Origin of the sequence: Crinalium epipsammum PCC 9333, assembly GCF_000317495.1 — a bacterium.
Taxonomy (GTDB): domain Bacteria; phylum Cyanobacteriota; class Cyanobacteriia; order Cyanobacteriales; family PCC-9333; genus Crinalium; species Crinalium epipsammum.
Genome location: NC_019753.1, coordinates 1,080,598 through 1,096,350 on the forward strand (window position 1 = coordinate 1,080,598; position 15,753 = coordinate 1,096,350).

Annotated in this window: 14 protein-coding genes, 1 tRNA gene and 1 pseudogene; 9 read left to right on the forward strand and 7 right to left on the reverse strand. The window is 40.5% G+C overall.

All coding sequences use genetic code 11. From position 1 onward, the window contains the following. Nucleotides 1–63: 63 nt before the first annotated feature. From CRI9333_RS04630 to CRI9333_RS04640, 3 genes are all read right to left on the reverse strand, one after another. Complete coding sequence (locus CRI9333_RS04630; protein WP_041226351.1) at nt 64–693, reverse strand: pentapeptide repeat-containing protein; 630 nt, start codon at nt 691–693, stop codon at nt 64–66. Beyond that, nucleotides 683–2,053 (reverse strand): DICT sensory domain-containing protein, encoded by a 1,371-nt coding sequence (locus tag CRI9333_RS04635; RefSeq protein ID WP_015202002.1) that lies wholly within the window; start codon nt 2,051–2,053, stop codon nt 683–685. Before CRI9333_RS04635 ends, CRI9333_RS04630 begins: the two co-directional genes overlap by 11 nt. A gap of 110 nt (nt 2,054–2,163) precedes the next feature. Beyond that, a complete protein-coding gene (locus CRI9333_RS04640; RefSeq protein WP_015202003.1) occupies nt 2,164–3,735 on the reverse strand; it encodes a photosystem II high light acclimation radical SAM protein in 1,572 nt (523 codons plus the stop codon). A gap of 454 nt (nt 3,736–4,189) precedes the next feature. Between CRI9333_RS04640 and CRI9333_RS04645 the strand changes: the two genes are divergently transcribed. From CRI9333_RS04645 to thiO, 4 genes and pseudogenes are all read left to right on the forward strand, one after another. Beyond that, a complete protein-coding gene (locus tag CRI9333_RS04645; RefSeq protein ID WP_015202004.1) occupies nt 4,190–4,570 on the forward strand; it encodes a DUF1830 domain-containing protein in 381 nt (126 codons plus the stop codon). 166 nt (nt 4,571–4,736) lie between these two features. Next, entirely contained in the window at nt 4,737–5,174 is a 438-nt protein-coding gene (locus CRI9333_RS04650) for a DUF4079 domain-containing protein (RefSeq protein ID WP_015202005.1), read from the forward strand. A 144-nt stretch (nt 5,175–5,318) separates the two neighbouring features. Then, nucleotides 5,319–5,585 (forward strand): hypothetical protein, encoded by a 267-nt coding sequence (locus CRI9333_RS04655; RefSeq protein WP_015202006.1) that lies wholly within the window; start codon nt 5,319–5,321, stop codon nt 5,583–5,585. Between the two features lie 121 nt (nt 5,586–5,706). After that, nucleotides 5,707–6,804, forward strand: a pseudogene (gene thiO / locus CRI9333_RS04660) (glycine oxidase ThiO); the annotation flags it as partial. A gap of 145 nt (nt 6,805–6,949) precedes the next feature. Here the strand turns inward: thiO and CRI9333_RS04665 are convergent. Then, nucleotides 6,950–7,225 (reverse strand): hemolysin XhlA family protein, encoded by a 276-nt coding sequence (locus CRI9333_RS04665; protein ID WP_015202008.1) that lies wholly within the window; start codon nt 7,223–7,225, stop codon nt 6,950–6,952. Nucleotides 7,226–7,352: 127 nt separating this feature from the next. Here CRI9333_RS04665 and CRI9333_RS04670 point away from each other — a divergent pair, with 127 nt between their 5' ends. The 4 genes from CRI9333_RS04670 to psb34 all read left to right on the forward strand — a co-directional run bounded on the left by CRI9333_RS04670 (nt 7,353) and on the right by psb34 (nt 10,809). Continuing rightward, nucleotides 7,353–8,180: a thiazole synthase gene (locus tag CRI9333_RS04670; protein ID WP_015202009.1), complete on the forward strand. Its 828-nt coding sequence runs from the start codon at nt 7,353–7,355 to the stop codon at nt 8,178–8,180. Between the two features lie 139 nt (nt 8,181–8,319). Then, a tRNA-Asn gene (locus tag CRI9333_RS04675) sits at nt 8,320–8,394 on the forward strand. A gap of 547 nt (nt 8,395–8,941) precedes the next feature. Next, nucleotides 8,942–10,468, forward strand: a complete 1,527-nt coding sequence (locus CRI9333_RS04685) for a slipin family protein (RefSeq protein ID WP_041226352.1) — start codon at nt 8,942–8,944, stop codon at nt 10,466–10,468. A gap of 161 nt (nt 10,469–10,629) precedes the next feature. Next, nucleotides 10,630–10,809, forward strand: a complete 180-nt coding sequence (gene psb34 / locus CRI9333_RS04690; protein WP_015202011.1) for a photosystem II assembly protein Psb34 — start codon at nt 10,630–10,632, stop codon at nt 10,807–10,809. A 203-nt stretch (nt 10,810–11,012) separates the two neighbouring features. Here psb34 and CRI9333_RS04695 read toward each other — a convergent pair whose 3' ends face one another. The 3 genes from CRI9333_RS04695 to CRI9333_RS27255 form a co-directional block, all read right to left on the reverse strand. Next, on the reverse strand, nt 11,013–12,599 hold the full coding sequence (locus CRI9333_RS04695) for a B12-binding domain-containing radical SAM protein (protein ID WP_015202012.1): 1,587 nt from the start codon (nt 12,597–12,599) through the stop codon (nt 11,013–11,015). Between the two features lie 325 nt (nt 12,600–12,924). Next, nucleotides 12,925–13,662, reverse strand: coding sequence for a cyclase family protein (locus tag CRI9333_RS27250; protein ID WP_015202013.1), 738 nt, complete (start codon nt 13,660–13,662; stop codon nt 12,925–12,927). Between the two features lie 21 nt (nt 13,663–13,683). Continuing rightward, on the reverse strand, nt 13,684–14,745 hold the full coding sequence (locus tag CRI9333_RS27255; protein ID WP_015202014.1) for an acyl-CoA dehydrogenase family protein: 1,062 nt from the start codon (nt 14,743–14,745) through the stop codon (nt 13,684–13,686). 715 nt (nt 14,746–15,460) lie between these two features. Here CRI9333_RS27255 and CRI9333_RS04710 point away from each other — a divergent pair. Continuing rightward, entirely contained in the window at nt 15,461–15,721 is a 261-nt protein-coding gene (locus CRI9333_RS04710; RefSeq protein ID WP_015202016.1) for a DUF1816 domain-containing protein, read from the forward strand. The last annotated feature ends 32 nt before the right edge of the window (nt 15,722–15,753 follow it).

Sequence of the window (15,753 nt, forward strand, 5' to 3'; positions counted from 1 at the left end):
GTTTCTATATTAGATAAATCGCTAATCAATTCAAAGTCAATTTTGATAGCCAGACTAAGTTATCTACTCTACAGATGTCCCGACTAAACAAGTACCTGTAAGATTAACCCCATTCAAATTAGCACCTTCTAACTCAGCACAAAGCAAATTTGCACTCATTAAATTAGCCCCAGCTAAATTCGCCCCCCGTAAATCTGCTTCTTCCAAATTAGTTTGACTTAAACTCGCACCTTGTAAATCTGCTTGACTTAAATCTGCGCCTTGTAAATTCGCCCCATTCAAATTAGCACCGCGCAAATCTGCACCGCGCAAATCAACGCCTTGCAAGTTAACACTCATCAAATTTGCACCACTTAAAAAAGCACCTGCTAAATTTGCTTGGGTTAATTTCGCACCCATTAAATTTGCACCGCGCAGGTTACTTCCCCGCAAGTCTGCACCTGTTAAATCTGCTTGCATTAAATTTGCGCCTAACAAATTTGCCCGCAGATCTGTTGCTACCATTTGAGCGCCTAAAAGATTGGCTCCTTCTAAACGCGCACCTTCTAATTTAGAATGACTAAAATTAGTACCGACAAGGGTAGCGCCAGCTAAATTAATCCTGCTTAAATCTAGGTTTGAAAGGTTTTCATCTTCTAAGTTTGCTCCAGGGAGATGCTTATTTTTACCCTGAGTAATTGCTTCAAGATCCACGATTTCCCCCTGTTGCATCCATTACAGCCGTTAATAATTCGCTAGTACTAGGAATATCTAATAACCACATTCCATTACTAACTTTAGGTGGTTTGACTGGTAAACTTAAACCTTGTTGTAAGCCCATGACTAATAAAGCTAGGGTTTCCACTAATTTTGGCTCCCAGCGATCGCCTGCTTGGGCTTGACACTCACTCAACACCTGAATTAAAATCTCCTCCTGACTAATATCTGGTTTCTCTTTTGGCAGTTGTGTCAGGCGATGTTCAAAGTGGGTAACTAACCCTAAAATTCTCGCCTCTAAAGGAATTTCTTCACCAGCTAAACCCGCAGGTTGCCCTGTACCATTCCACCACTCGGTTTGATGGTTGATAATATGTGCGATCGCATTTAACCTGGGCATCCGCCTCAATGCTTGCACTTCTGGTACAAGTGGACAACAAGGCGCTTCCTCTGATTTTTGGATCACAAAATCTGTTGGTAAGCTAACTAATCCATGCAACAACCCTGCCAATCGTAACCGCTTTAACTGCCAAGCTGGTAAATTCAATAATTGCGCCATCACTTCTGCCAGCGCCGACACTTCGGCTGTTGCCATTGGGTTGCCTGTGTTGGCTAACTCCATTAACTGCGCCATCCGCACAAAAGCTTGCAATTCATTGGAAACTAAGTTGTTATCCAAATCTTCTTGATCGGGAATTAAAACCAACTGGGTTGTTTGTAAATAGTTTACTACCCGCGCAACGATCGCCCCTAAGTCGTCTTGCTCCTCGCTCGCCGCAACTGTAATTGCTTCTAATTGGGCAGTTAAGGTTTGTTGGAGTTGTGGATCAACTTTACCAATATGTGCGATCGCTATTTCTACTGTTTCCTTAACTAACTGCGGTTCAAATGTCCAAAAACCGTAAAATTTGCGCTCTACATCCGTTTTTGGTTGTCCTGCTGCTCCATAATCTGCTGCTGGTAGTTCTTGACAAAGCACCATTGCTGTGTATGTAGGTGAAAAAATAATCAAGTGCCATTCTTGAGCAACAGGATCAGCCTCGTCTAAACTAACTATGGCTACATTTTTACGTTGACTGGTAGGATGTTCCGCAAAACCGCTATCGGGTGAAGCCATAATCACAATTTGTTGTGATTTCTCGGCTATTTCTCCATATCTATCTGCTTCTTGTAAATACCATTTTCCCCGTTGAAATGCCGTAATTACTTGGGGGGAGCTATTTGAGGTTAAGATGCTATCTTCTAAGGCATGACACAAGGCAACCAGAGTGTTTTTGTAATACACTCCAAAACGCAAAGGTCTTGAGCCTGATTGATGAGCATCTGCTAGTTGTTGCAGTATTGAGCCTTTTAACATGGGTAGGGTTTTATTAAACGAACCGCGAAGACGCGAAGAGCGCGAAGGAAAGAGAGGGAGAGAGTTTTAAGTTGAGAGTTTATCCAGGTTTTAACCTGTAGGCTAAAATTCTAAGACACACCAGCCAATTGTTTGGATTTTGGCTCAATAGGTGCAGTTAATGCTTCCTCTAAATCAGCACAACCAAAACGTTGTTCTAAAATCTGCATTACTTCGCGCCCAAAATCATTAGGATTTTGTTGCCATGCTTGCAAGCATACCTCACCAAATAAAGAACCTAGAGGTTCTGGATTCCAGAGTAATTTTTTGGCTGTCCAAGGCATTAAACTCATGGGGTTGTACCCCGGCTTGATGATATTGTTTTGAAAAGCATATTCTTCTAAATGAGTATGCGGCTGCAAACCTATAAAGAAAATAGCAGGTTCAACTTTATCAACTCCAAAAATTCGTTCAAGTTCTCGGTGGTAGGCGATAGTTTGGCGAATTGTTTCTGGTCGTTCGTCAATTACATTAAAAGAGTAGTTGACTGAAACTAAATCATTAAACCCTGCTGCTTTCAAGTCACGGCAGTTTTCTAAGACGGTGCGGAGGTTATATCCCATCCGCATTTTCCGCACCAGTTCTTGTGAACCACTGGTAATGCCAATTTCAAAGTAATTCATCCCAGTTTTAGCCATTAAATCACATAACTGGGGTGTGAGATTATCGGCGCGGATATATGCTGCCCAGTGAATATCGTGCATCCCTGCATCAAGGATTTTTTGTAATAACTCAACGGCATCATCTATAAATTTACGGGCAGGGATAAACTGAGCATCAGTAAACCAAAAGTTACGAATTCCTCTGTCGTATAGTTGGCGCATCTCTGCTACAACTTCATCTGCTGGGTTGATGCGTACCTGTTTGCCTTCTATCACTGTGTAAATACAGTAGCAACAGTTATGCGGACAACCACGCTTAGTTTGTACCCCTACATAGAAATCTTGGTCTTGCAAATAGTACTGAAACTCAGACCAAATTGTTTCTATGTAATCGTAATTGCAAGCAGTTTTTTCTATATTAGCGGGTTGTTCGTGAACTAAGCGATCGCGCGGTGTTGTCTCTCCCACCACATAACAGCGTTCATTTTCTAAATCTTCCCCCCGCAAGAGTTTTTCTATAAGTGCTTCACCTTCACCTACAGAAACAATCGTGCCATCAGGTAAACTATTACCTAGTTGCTCATAAAATACACTGACAGCACCACCACCAACAACGGCGCGGGCATCAGGATGATATTTTTGAGCCTGTTTTAATCCTTGTTTTATTAATCCTAAATTGCGCCAAAGTTCTGTATAGTAAGCTGTAGTTACACGCAGTCCTCCTAGCGCACCCCTAATTCTTTTTAAAGGATTTTTGGCGTAGTAAAATTCAAAAGCGTGTTGAAGTGGGTTTCCCCCTCTACCTCCCACAGGCGCATAAATCTGGATATCTCGCCAAGAAAATACCAATAGCGTCGGCTGAAATTCATCTATACAAGCCTCTAACGCACCAGCAAAATCTAGAGGTGGTACTGTTCCCAAGTCAAATATTCGCTGCTTGACATCGGGAAACAGCTTGTGAACATAATCAGCTAGATAAACAACCCCGATTGGGAAAATAGGGTTACAAGGAAGGCGGACGTATAGAAGGCGATTTTCCATCGTATTTTTCTAGTATCCAGATTTGCCGCTATTTAACTTAGCAGAACAGTGTTTAATGACATACTAATTGGGCTGGATACCGTAACCCAGTTTTTTATATGTTTTAGGTACTAATGGGAGATCAAAAATTCCCGCAGCCCAAAGGTGGTTTTTTAGTGTATTACTATAAGTTTAACAATACAACTTACTGGACTGCTCTGCACAGCTATTTTTTCACCACACCATCTATCTGAACTTCTTTTCTGGGGAGGAGGCAAAATTTCAGTTTAAGATGCTTTGAGGTAGTATATATAGCTAAATTTTTTACTCTAGACTAAAAGCAGATTTTTTGGTATACCTCTGGAAACAAATTTAGCTAAATTTCTCGGTTGGTAGTGGAATTTACAGCTAACGGTGATCTAGCAGTGTTAGCCTTCTTTATGTAGTTACCTATCTGCTCCCAGGCTGCTGTAATATGGCTCAGATTCTTGATCCCGTACCTTCGGATGGTTCTAATGTAATTTTGTGCTGCTATGTCAATGCCACAAGTCAAATGCAGATTGCTCGGATCACCAACGTTCCCAACTGGTATTTTGAGAGAGTGGTCTTTCCAGGGCAACGTTTGGTATTTGAGGCGATCGCAGATGCTCACTTAGAAATTCACACTGGCATGATGGCAAGTGCGATTCTTTCAGATCATATACCATGCGTAGAGCTTTCTGTCAACGACACCATATCAACAATATCAATTACAGAAACAAGTCAGGAAAAAAAAGATTATAACCCAACTTTGTCCCCTGTCAATCATAAAATAATTGCCACCCCAGAACCTTTAACAACATCCACCCTTTGCTAAAATCCGTTTTAAATTTTTATAAGTATGGAGTTACTCAATCAGGTAACTCCATATTGCTATGAAGTAGCCTGGTGTAAATAAACTTAACACGGGTATCTGCTCATGGGTCATTGCTCATTGGTCATGGGTCATTGATAATTGTTAATTGTTAATTGTTAATTGTTAAGTGAATTTACCTTCATTCCTGTGGCTGTGGAGAAGTGCTGCTTGGTCGATGGGCTTTGCTGTTTTGGCGTATTTACTTTTAGGTATTACCGGATGGATGTTAAGCCGCCAAGAAGAACAAGAAAATCCGCAGCCTAAATGGTTAAAACCTTTTCATAACATCACTGGGATAATTCTAGTTGGTTTAGTTTTGTTCTTATTAGCAATTGGGATTGTCGGTACACTAGGTCATTTTGGTACATTAGGACATTCTGCCCACTTACCAGCAGGTTTGGCAGTAGTAGGGTTAGTTTTACTTTCTGCTGGTAGCGCCATTATGATTACGCCTGAACGTGCTTGGTTACGTTCTATCCATAATGGGACAAATATTGCTTTATTTGTGGGATTAGTTTGGGTTTCAATTACAGGCTGGGTTGTAGTACAAAAGTATTTGCCTTGAAGTTAGTGCGATGTCTTGGTTGTCTTACTCAAGAGTAGGCGAGAAATCAGTCGCTTGATTGAGTGTTTATTATCACTAAGTTAGCGAAAATACTAATAGTTTAAGGTGAATTGTTTTGTCTAATACTCAGCAAAAATAAAAACCATGAACAAATTGATTGTAGGAATTATCCTTGCAGTTAGCTTGGCTAGTGTGGTTGGTGCGGCGCTTGGCTGGATGTATCCCTTCCGCAGTGAAACTGTCAACCAAATTAATTCTACTGAACCCTCCCCCACAACGACTACCTCATCTAGTCAAAATAACACTCAGGCTGTTGAATCTGCACAAAATAACACTTTTACAGAAACTGACCCCAATAATTCCAACGATACAGCATCAGATGAACAGGAATCAGTACCCGCTTTGTGGTAGATAAATTTTATTGAAATTAGTTATTTTAGTATTGAGTTCTTAGGCATCAACTAAAAACTGTACAGATATAATTATCGACTGATGCTGAAACCTGCCCCTACAAATCAACAACTCGCAAGTAATGAACGTAGCAAGTGACATTTTAATTATCGGTAGCGGTATTATTGGTCTGTCGCTGGCTGTGGAATTGCGTAGACGCGGGGCAAGTGTTACTGTATTATCTCGTGATTTTAAGCAAGCAGCAGCCCATGCTGCGGCGGGAATGCTTGCGCCTCAAGCAGAAAATCTTCCTCCAAGCCCAATGTTGGATTTGTGTTTGCGTAGTCGGGCATTATATCCAGAATGGGTACAGACTTTAGAAGAACTTACTGGCGCGATCGCACTCTACTGGGATTGTGGTATTCTAGCTCCAGTTTATGCAGATCAAGCACCTAACGAATTATCCAATAATGGTGTAGTTAGTCATTGGTTGGATAAAGATGCGATCGCACAATTACAACCAGGCTTAAGTTCAGATGTTATCGGTGGCTACTGGTATCCAGAAGATGCTCAAGTAGATAATCGCGCGTTAGCTCAAGTTTTATGGTTAGCTGCTCAAAATTTGGGTGTAGATATTCGTGAAGGTGTGATAGTTGAGGAGATTCAACATCAAGCAGACAGAGTTGTGATTGTTAAGACTTCTGCGGGTGATTTTTCTGCTCAACATTATGTATTAGCAACTGGCGCTTGGTCAAATCAATTCTTGTCTTTACCTGTTTATCCTAAAAAGGGACAAATGTTGTCTCTACAAGTACCAGTTAATAAATATAATCACCAAGCTATTACAGAGAAATTACCTTTACAACGAGTATTATTTGGCTCAGAAATATATATAGTACCGCGCCAAGATGGTCGAATTGTACTAGGTGCGACTAGCGAGGAAGTAGGGTTTGAACCTAATAACACACCAGCAGGTATCCAAAAGTTACTTACAGCAGCTATTCGCCTGTTTCCACAATTGGCAGATTTTTCTATTCAAGAGTTGTGGTGGGGATTTCGACCAACTACGCCAGACGAGTTACCTATACTGGGTAGGAGTGCCTACGAGAATTTAACTATAGCTACAGGTCACTACCGCAATGGTATTTTGTTAGCGCCAATTACTGCTGTTTTACTTGCAGATATGATTATGCAGCAGCAAGTTGATCCTTTGCTAAGTTATTTCCATTACTCTAGGTTTTAAGTCATTAGACTTATTGCAAAAATTCTTAATTTGTTTTAGAACGCAGATTAACCGCAGATAAACGCAGATGAAATATAAGATTGATCTACTTATGCAAGAGATCCATTAATTTCTGCTACCAAAGGATAAAATCGCACTTTGATTACTGTACATTGACAAAACCAAACAGTTTAGCGAATCCTCCTAGAATAGCTACAATCAGCCCGATTAAAACGCCACGACTGAGAAATTCTTGATTGTCCATTCGCTTGCTAAGTCCGTCTAACTTTGATTCCAGTCGTTTTTCTAGTCCGTCTACCTTTTCTTCTAGCCTAGCCTGACCTACTTTTAGGTCTGTAACGTCACGACTAAGCGTGTCTAGCTTCTGGTCAATTTTGGTTAAAATTTCCTTGAGGTCTGATTCAATGGTTATACTCATAAAAATACCCCTGCAACATCATTAAGTACATTGTCTGCGATCCTAGCTGTAGAGAAGGGAGCAGCTTAAACCTTAAAAAAAAGTTTCCAGAAGTCTTATCATTAAAGTCTTAACTGGTATTGACAAAATGCAAACTATTGAAAAGTCTACACAAATAAAGAGCGATCGCCCTCTCGTTATCGCTGGAAAAACTTTTAAATCTCGCTTGATGACGGGAACAGGTAAGTATCGCACAATTGAAGAAATGCAGCAAAGTATTATTGCCAGTGGTTGCGAAATTGTGACTGTTGCTGTACGTCGGGTGCAAACGAAAGCACCAGGGCATGAAGGTTTGGCAGAGGCGCTAGATTGGACAAAGATTTGGATGCTACCTAATACCGCAGGTTGTCAAACTGCTGAAGATGCTATCCGCGTTGCTAGATTAGGGCGAGAGATGGCGAAGTTATTAGGACAGGAAGATAATAATTTTGTCAAGTTAGAAGTTATCCCTGACACTAAATATTTATTACCCGATCCGATTGGGACATTGCAAGCCGCAGAACAGCTTGTAAAAGAAGGCTTTGCGGTGTTGCCATATATTAATGCCGATCCATTACTAGCAAAACGTTTAGAAGATGTTGGCTGTGTAACAGTGATGCCTTTGGGTTCGCCGATTGGTTCTGGACAAGGGATTAACAATGCTGCCAATATTCAGATAATTATTGATAATGCTAATGTTCCGGTGGTTGTAGATGCAGGAATCGGCGCACCTAGCGAAGCTGCACAGGCGATGGAAATGGGGGCGGATGCTTTGTTGATTAATAGTGCGATCGCACTAGCTCAAAACCCTGTAGCAATGGCGCGGGCTATGGGTTTGGCTGCTGAAGCAGGTCGTCTTGCTTACGAAGCTGGAAGAATTCCTGTTAAGACTTACGCTAGTGCAAGTTCTCCTTTAACTGGCACGATTACTAATTAACACCCTAAATATATTGTGCTACAGTTAGTAACAAGGTAGTAATACATTGACAAGCTATGGTTCGGGTTCTGTATGCCCAACTGGTGCGCCAACCTTTGGATTGAGCGTATACCGCACAACAATAGGTCACTACTCCACCGTTTGATTAGCTCAGTGGTAGAGCATCCGGTAGTTATATCGGCAGTCGTAGGTTCAAGTCCTACATCAAACTCCAAAAAGTTAGCTCACTGGTAGAGCGGTCGGCTAATAACCGATTGGTTATAGGTTCGATTCCTATACTTTTCACCAACCCTGTCCGGGTCAAAAGACACTACTCTGCAACAGTAGCTTTTCTCAATTCTCTTACAAACTCTGTGATGTAGGTGCTTATTACTGGTCGTCACTTTGTGATGATTGGTAGTAACAGTAAAGAAGCTAGTGCAATTGTTCTCTCCCTAACTTGAGTATGTCCCTTCGTTTAACCTATCCAGTTTTCACAGAACTGGCAAAGCGAACGGCATATTTGATCGCTGTTTGTTTGTAGATTGCTCTTGAGTAATCTAGGTGCAGCAATCTTAATCCAGTTTTTGAGACGCAATTTGCCCGCAACTGAACTGTAAACGCTTACATTTGCAGAGTTTTAAAATATGTTGTAGTATATGTATTACAAAATAAATTGAGTTTTGCATTAAAAAAATTATATTTTATAAGCAAAATTTATAAATTCTGGATCAAACCTGATGTTTTGGCTAAAACTGACCAAATTTTCTTGGCAAATTTCTATGTGGAAAACTTTTTATATCAAACCTAACGAAATTGGCATCTTATATCACCGTAGTGATTTTAAGAAGGTTTTACAGCCTGGTACTTACACTTATTTTGGTCGGCACTGGCAAGTTAAAACTTATGATCTTAATCAGCCTGAAGCCAAGATTGAGAACTTAGAACTGTTGCTGCGAAATCATAGTTCGGAGTTACAAGAATATTTTTTAATAGTTAGAACTTCATTTAACCAAGCGGCTTTAGTTCGTTTGGGGCAAAATTGGGTAACAATTCAACCCAATCAATTACGAGCTTTTTGGCGTGGTTTTATTGAGGTAGAATGCCATATTTTCAACTTGGATGAAAGCTTGGAATTACCTGCTCAGTTCGTACAGCAATTACGTGGAATTGCTTTAAATGGAGTTAGGAAATTCCAAATTTCTGAGTCTGATATTGGTTTACTTTATGTGCAGAATAACTTTGTGCGATCGCTCTCACCAGGCGAGTATGCTTTCTGGACTGTAGATCGCGATGTTGTAGTACGCACTCTCAGCCGTATTATACCTAATCCAGACTTTCCTTTGGAAGAAGTACTGATTGAGCAACATCCTGATTTTGTAGCTGCTTACTGCGAAATAGTACAGGTATTAAATCATCAAGTAGCGATCGTCCGCTATCAAGGTAAAGTAATCTCCATCTTGGCTCCAGGTAGCCGCAAGCTGTTTTGGCAAGGTGTTGAGGTACAAGTGATTGACATTAGCACCGATGCTAAATTACCACCCCGCCTTGTTGCAGAGTTAGTATCTAATACACCACAAGTACTATCCTTAAGCCACAATTTTTTGCATATTCGGGAAGTCCCAGCACAGCAAATTGGGCTACTGTACATTAATCAAGAGTTTCAAACGCTACTCCAACCAGGAATACACGCTTGGTGGATATTTGGACGCTCTTGGCAAACGGAAACAATCGACCTCCGCTTGCAAACTTTGGAAGTATCCGGTCAAGATATCCTGTCTAAGGATAAAGTGCCTCTGCGCTTAAATTTAACTGCTGGCTTCCGCATACTCGACCCATTGAAAGCAAAAAACAGCTTGTCAGATGTTCCTGGTTTCTTATACAAAGAGTTACAGTTTGCTTTACGTGGCGCAGTCGGCGAACAAACCTTAGATGCTTTACTGGAGAATAAAGGGGCAATTGATACAAGTATCGCCCAATACATCCGTGAGAAAACTGCCGAGTATGGCATTGAATTTGACTCTGTTGGGGTAAAAGATATTATTCTCCCTGGTGAGATTAAGGATATCTTGAGTAAGGTTGTGGAGGCGGAAAAATCTGCCCAAGCTAACGTGGTGCGTCGTCGTGAAGAAACTGCTGCAACTCGCAGTATGTTGAATACTGCCAAAGTGATGGAAGATAACCCTGTTGCTTTGCGCCTGAAGGAGTTGGAAGTGCTAGAACGCATTGCTGAGAAGATCGATCGCATTCAAGTCAATGGCAGTTTGGATAACATTTTGACAGATTTGATTCGCATGAACAAGCCCTAAACCTTGACAGGTAAACGTAAGAGTAGAGACGCGCCATGTCGCCTCTCTACATTTCTCCTGGTTTATCTAAGACTTTTGTAAAGATTTATGTCAAAAGTCTGAGAATTAATGTACAATTTATTTGTTACATTACTTCATATAACAAGCCAAGGATTTGATTCATGCCATATATCAACGATGAAGGTGGACACTTAAATAATTTCGCATCTGAGCCTAAAATGTATCAAGCTGAACCGCCTACAGATACTCAAAAACGCAATTATCTATTTATGGGAGTTGCTGCGGTAGTTCTAGTTAGTGGTTTAATTTTTGTGGCAGCCTCAGTTTCTAGCGTTGGCTAATTGCTAAAATACGTTAAATATAAATAAAATAGCAAGTCATAGTTTTGCTTTTAGTTGATTTAACTAAAGTGAGTCTGTGGCTTATATTTATTAGACCTATCCACAAAAGAATTTATGTTTTACCCCACCCCAACCCTCCCCTTAATAAGGGGAGGGAGTAAGATTTCGGTGATAACTAACTAGCGATACTCAAGAGAGAGTCGCTACGCGATCGCACTAACTACCTTTTCTGCTGGTATAGTTGTTTTTAATGTTTCCTCTTCTGCTAAATATTCAGCTACTTGCGCTTCAATTTCATCACGGACAATCTGACGATATTCTAGGAAATGCTCATTGTGGGCGCATACAGTAATGTAATGTTCCCAAACGCCAGGATTGTGCTTAATAATGCTGAATAAATGATGCCAGAATTTCCAACGAGTATTACGCTTAACGCCTTGTCGCCAAATCACAATTAATAAGGCGCGTAAATCTACCCACTCAGGCATTTTAAACGGTGCTTTTACCTTGGGCGCACCCAACATTAAGAAACAGCGATAGGTACGATCTAAATAAAGTTCAGGATCGTATAAAGTCCAGAAAGCTTCCACATATTCCCTAGCAATATCTTCTAGAGGACGAGTGGCGGCAAAATTCATCAACGTCGTTTGGTTAATGTTTCCGCCTTTTTTCCACAACCGCCCTTCTTTTTCTAGCCGATGCCAAAGTGCGGTATTTGGTAAAGCTTGCAGCATGGCAAAAGTTGTGCTGGGAATACCTGTTATTTCTGCAAAGCGGACAATGCGATCGCCTGCACCTGCTTTTTCTCCATCAAAACCGATAATAAACCCAGCCATTGGTCGCAATCCAGCTTTAGTAATAGATTGCACAGACTCAACCAAGGAACTACGGGTATTTTGGAACTTCTTCGTTAGTTGTAGGCTATCCTCATCTGGCGTTTCAATTCCCAGAAATACAGCATCAAAGTTGCACTCTACCATCAAATCCATCATTTCTGGATCTTGAGCAAGGTCAACAGACGCTTCCGTATTAAACTTAAACGGATATTTATGTTCTGCCATCCATACTTTTAAGTCTTTGAGCAATAACTTCACATTGCGTTTATTGCCAATAAAGTTATCATCAACCATGAATACACCACGCCGCCATCCCAATTCATAGAGATAATCCAATTCTGCTAATAATTGGGCTGGTGTTTTGGTACGTGGTTTGCGACCATAGAGAACAATAATGTCGCAGAATTCGCACTGGAAGGGACAACCGCGCGAGAATTGAACCGACATGGAATCGTAAGCATCAAATTCTAATAACTCAAAGCGCGGGACAGGAGTATCTGTGACAGCAGGTTTTTCACCATTGGATCGGAAAATTCCCTTAGTTTCGCCTCTTTGTACTGCCTCAACAAACATTGGCAGTGTAATTTCCCCTTCATCCAAAATTAGAAAATCTGCCCCTGCTTCTAGGGGTTCTTCTGGTACAGAGGTAGGATAGGGACCTCCTACTGCTACTTGCTTACCACGTCGTTTAGCTTCTCGAATCTGTTCGCACAAATCTTTTTGCTGGACGATCATGGCTGAGATAATGACCATATCTGCCCACTGCCATTCTGCTTCTGTAACGGCACGGATATTGCGGTCAACCAGTTTAAATTCCCACTCTTGAGGCAAAATTGCTGCTACGGTGACTAATCCTAGCGGTGGCAACAAAACTTTGCGGTTAACTAATTCTAGAATTTTTTCGTAAGACCAAAATGTTTTTGGAAACAGGGGGTAAAGTAGCAGGACGCGCATAAAACCTCTTTCTCACACCGAGACTAATTAGGTTAAATCTGAATAGTTTGGGGATTAATAAACTATAGTTGTTGCTAAAATCACAATTTTGGTTTTTTAGAACGCAGATGAACACAGATTAACGCAGATTAACGCAGATGTAGCTCTGATTTTATCGACTTTTGCAGGAGATTTAGGGATTAGATCTGAAAACTAGGTTTTGAGTTTTGATGATAAGTTAAGCGTTCAATGGTTAGCTTTCAGATTAGGGAATGCTTGTAATGATGGGCTGGCTGACCGCTTAAGTGTATATCTATATATAAACGAATTTAGATCTTGAAAAGTTTCAGGGTATCAAAGCGATTACTGCTGCTGGTGAACCAGAACCATTTTGCAGACGCAGGATGCCGATAATTAATGTAGTACCGATTGCAGGTAGTTGATCTAAGTTAGTAAGATTTTCTAGTACGATCCCAGCTTGTTCTAATACTAAACGATTACTAGCAAAGGTAGTATCTTGACCTCCATCTACTCCATGAGTATCTATTCCAATACCAGATATTTGCCTTTGAGTGAGTAAAAATTCTGTTGCTTCCTTGCTAAAGCCAGGAAAATGTAAGCTACCAGATGAATCTTTGTTAAGAAAGGCAGTAGGATTTTGCCACTTTTCTTGCCATCCTGTGTATAAAATCACTACACTTTCTGGCGGTATGTTGCCATATTGTTGCTCCCATAAGGAGATATCGGCAGAAGTAAGCGCATAATCAAAATTAACAGAGACTTGCTGACGAATATCAATTACTACTGCTGAGACAACTAGGGATTCGGCAGAGTATTGATCAATTCCTACACCAGTAGGATAAAAACTGTTGGGGGCATTAATATGGGTGGCGCTATGTTCCCCAAGGGAGAAACCTCGCAGGTAATAACCATCAGTTTCTAGCTGTGCAACTGTGGAAAATTCTACAGATGGATCGTTATCCCAGCGTGGGATATGCTGATGGATTATATGGCTGAGGTGAAGGACACGGGAATACGCGATCGCTTTTTGGGGACGATTGCCCTGTAAATTTGGCTCAGTCACAGTTTTGCAATATTTAAGTTATTAGCTGCGAATTAATCTGGCAAGAGTTGCCTCCATTATTGCTGTGGTTTGAGCAACTACTGTAAACATTAAAGCTTCACGGTAAACTCGCTGCGCTGGATGGTATTTATTATTTGCAGCGCCACTTGAAAGTGTCACTCCTGCATGGGCGCACCTTACGGCTAAGTCAATTGCCCAAGCCCGAATTTTCAGGTTTTCTGCGATAGTATGTTGATCGCTTTGCTGATTTTCTCTCATCGCTGCACGACAATAATTTAGTTCTTGATCTAAAGATTGAAATGCCTGATTAATAAAATCTAGTTGCTTTGTTTTTGCAGTTGCTTCTACAATATCTAAACCTGCTTTAGCACACCCTAAAGCAAAAAATCCTGGGTTGAGGATATTTTTTTTGTCGTTTTCGTGAATCCAACTAGCAGGTTTGATAAATAATACACTTTCTGCGGGTAAAAACCACTCACTAAGATGGGCGGTGACTGTGCTGGTTGATTCCATTGCAGCTAAAGGTAGGGGAGTACTCAAGGAAATCTCGCCTCCTCTGTTTTGTAATGTGTTTTTTAAAGGTAGGATGCCAAACACACTCTCACCATTTGGTAGTACAGCACCCACTATAAAATTTTGAAAAAATCCCCATCCTGTTACCCAAGGCACTTCTCCATTAAGCTGATATCCCTTATCTATCGGCAACGCTTTTACTGGCGGGATACCTTGACGACGCAACTGAGAAAAGCCTAAACCAACTAATAATTTACCACTACCCATATTGGGAAGATATTGTTGTTTCAGGGCTTCATTCTTACTACTAACAAGCATTGCGCCTGCGCTTTGGTGCTGGGTTTGCAAGAAGGATAATGCACCGGAATATCTGGCTACCATTTCCTGAAATGCCCAGAATGTTTGATGATCTATTTCCGCACCACCCCAAGCTTTGGGAACCCGTAACGCTAATAAAGAGCGATCGCCTAATCCTGCGATCGCATTTTGCAGTACTTTGGGATCAATATCAATCGCTGCTGCTTGTGGAGCAACAAATTCACGCAAATAAGATTCAGCAATTGGGAGCATATTTTGATTTAACTACTAATTCAAGCCGCTAGCAACCTGTAATCTATCAGTTGCTTACGGCGGTTTGGATCTCCCATTGTTAATTCGTTATTAATCTAAAACATATTAAAACAGCAAGGGCGCGTTGTGCGATCGCACTATATATCTAAAATTATTAATTGCTCTATAAACTATATAATTGCTGGTTGAGCTAACGAGTAAGCTAAAATTATTAAACCGACACCGATAACCGCGCTAGAAAGTAGCGGAATGAATTGACTTATTATAGTTTTCTGAGAAAAACTCAACATTTAGATGCTCCTTAATTAGAGGTGCTGCTCTGATATTGTCTAGTATTACTTTTCAAAGCATCTCTCTTTTGTATAAAATCGGCTGATTACCTGCTCCTTAATTAGAAATAAGTAAATTCTGGGATCGCAATCAGTTCTAGATTTTAGGTATAAATATAAACCCGCTATTTCAATTTAAAGTGATTAAAGATACAAATAATAACATCTATCCAGAGAGGGATAACAAAATAAAATTATCAATTTACTCTTTATCATAGATGCCCAATTTTCAGTGCAAAATCCTTAAGACTTAGCTGGACTAGGAATCAGAGTCCAGTTTTTCCCGCAATAATACTATTAGCAATAAAATTTAGCAAAAAGCGATGATTCAAGTTATTTGTTAAGAAAAATTGGGCATTACAATTCACCATCAGAGCGAAATAGATATGCAATTTTTGATAAAAAATCTCAGCATTCTTCAAAACATAGCTATAGGCTTTATGGAAGGTTTTAACACAGATTGGTGGGTAGAAATTAAGACAACTTATCCTAGTTGTACTTATTATTTTGGAGATTTCGATAATCTCAGGGAAGCCAAGGAATATTGCTCTGGATATATTGAAGATCTTCAAAGCGAGGGAGCGCGAGGAATAAAAGTTAATATTAAACGTTGCCAACCACAAGTGTTAACAATCTGCGACGAATAAGGTTAATTATCCAAAACTTAATTTATACGAAA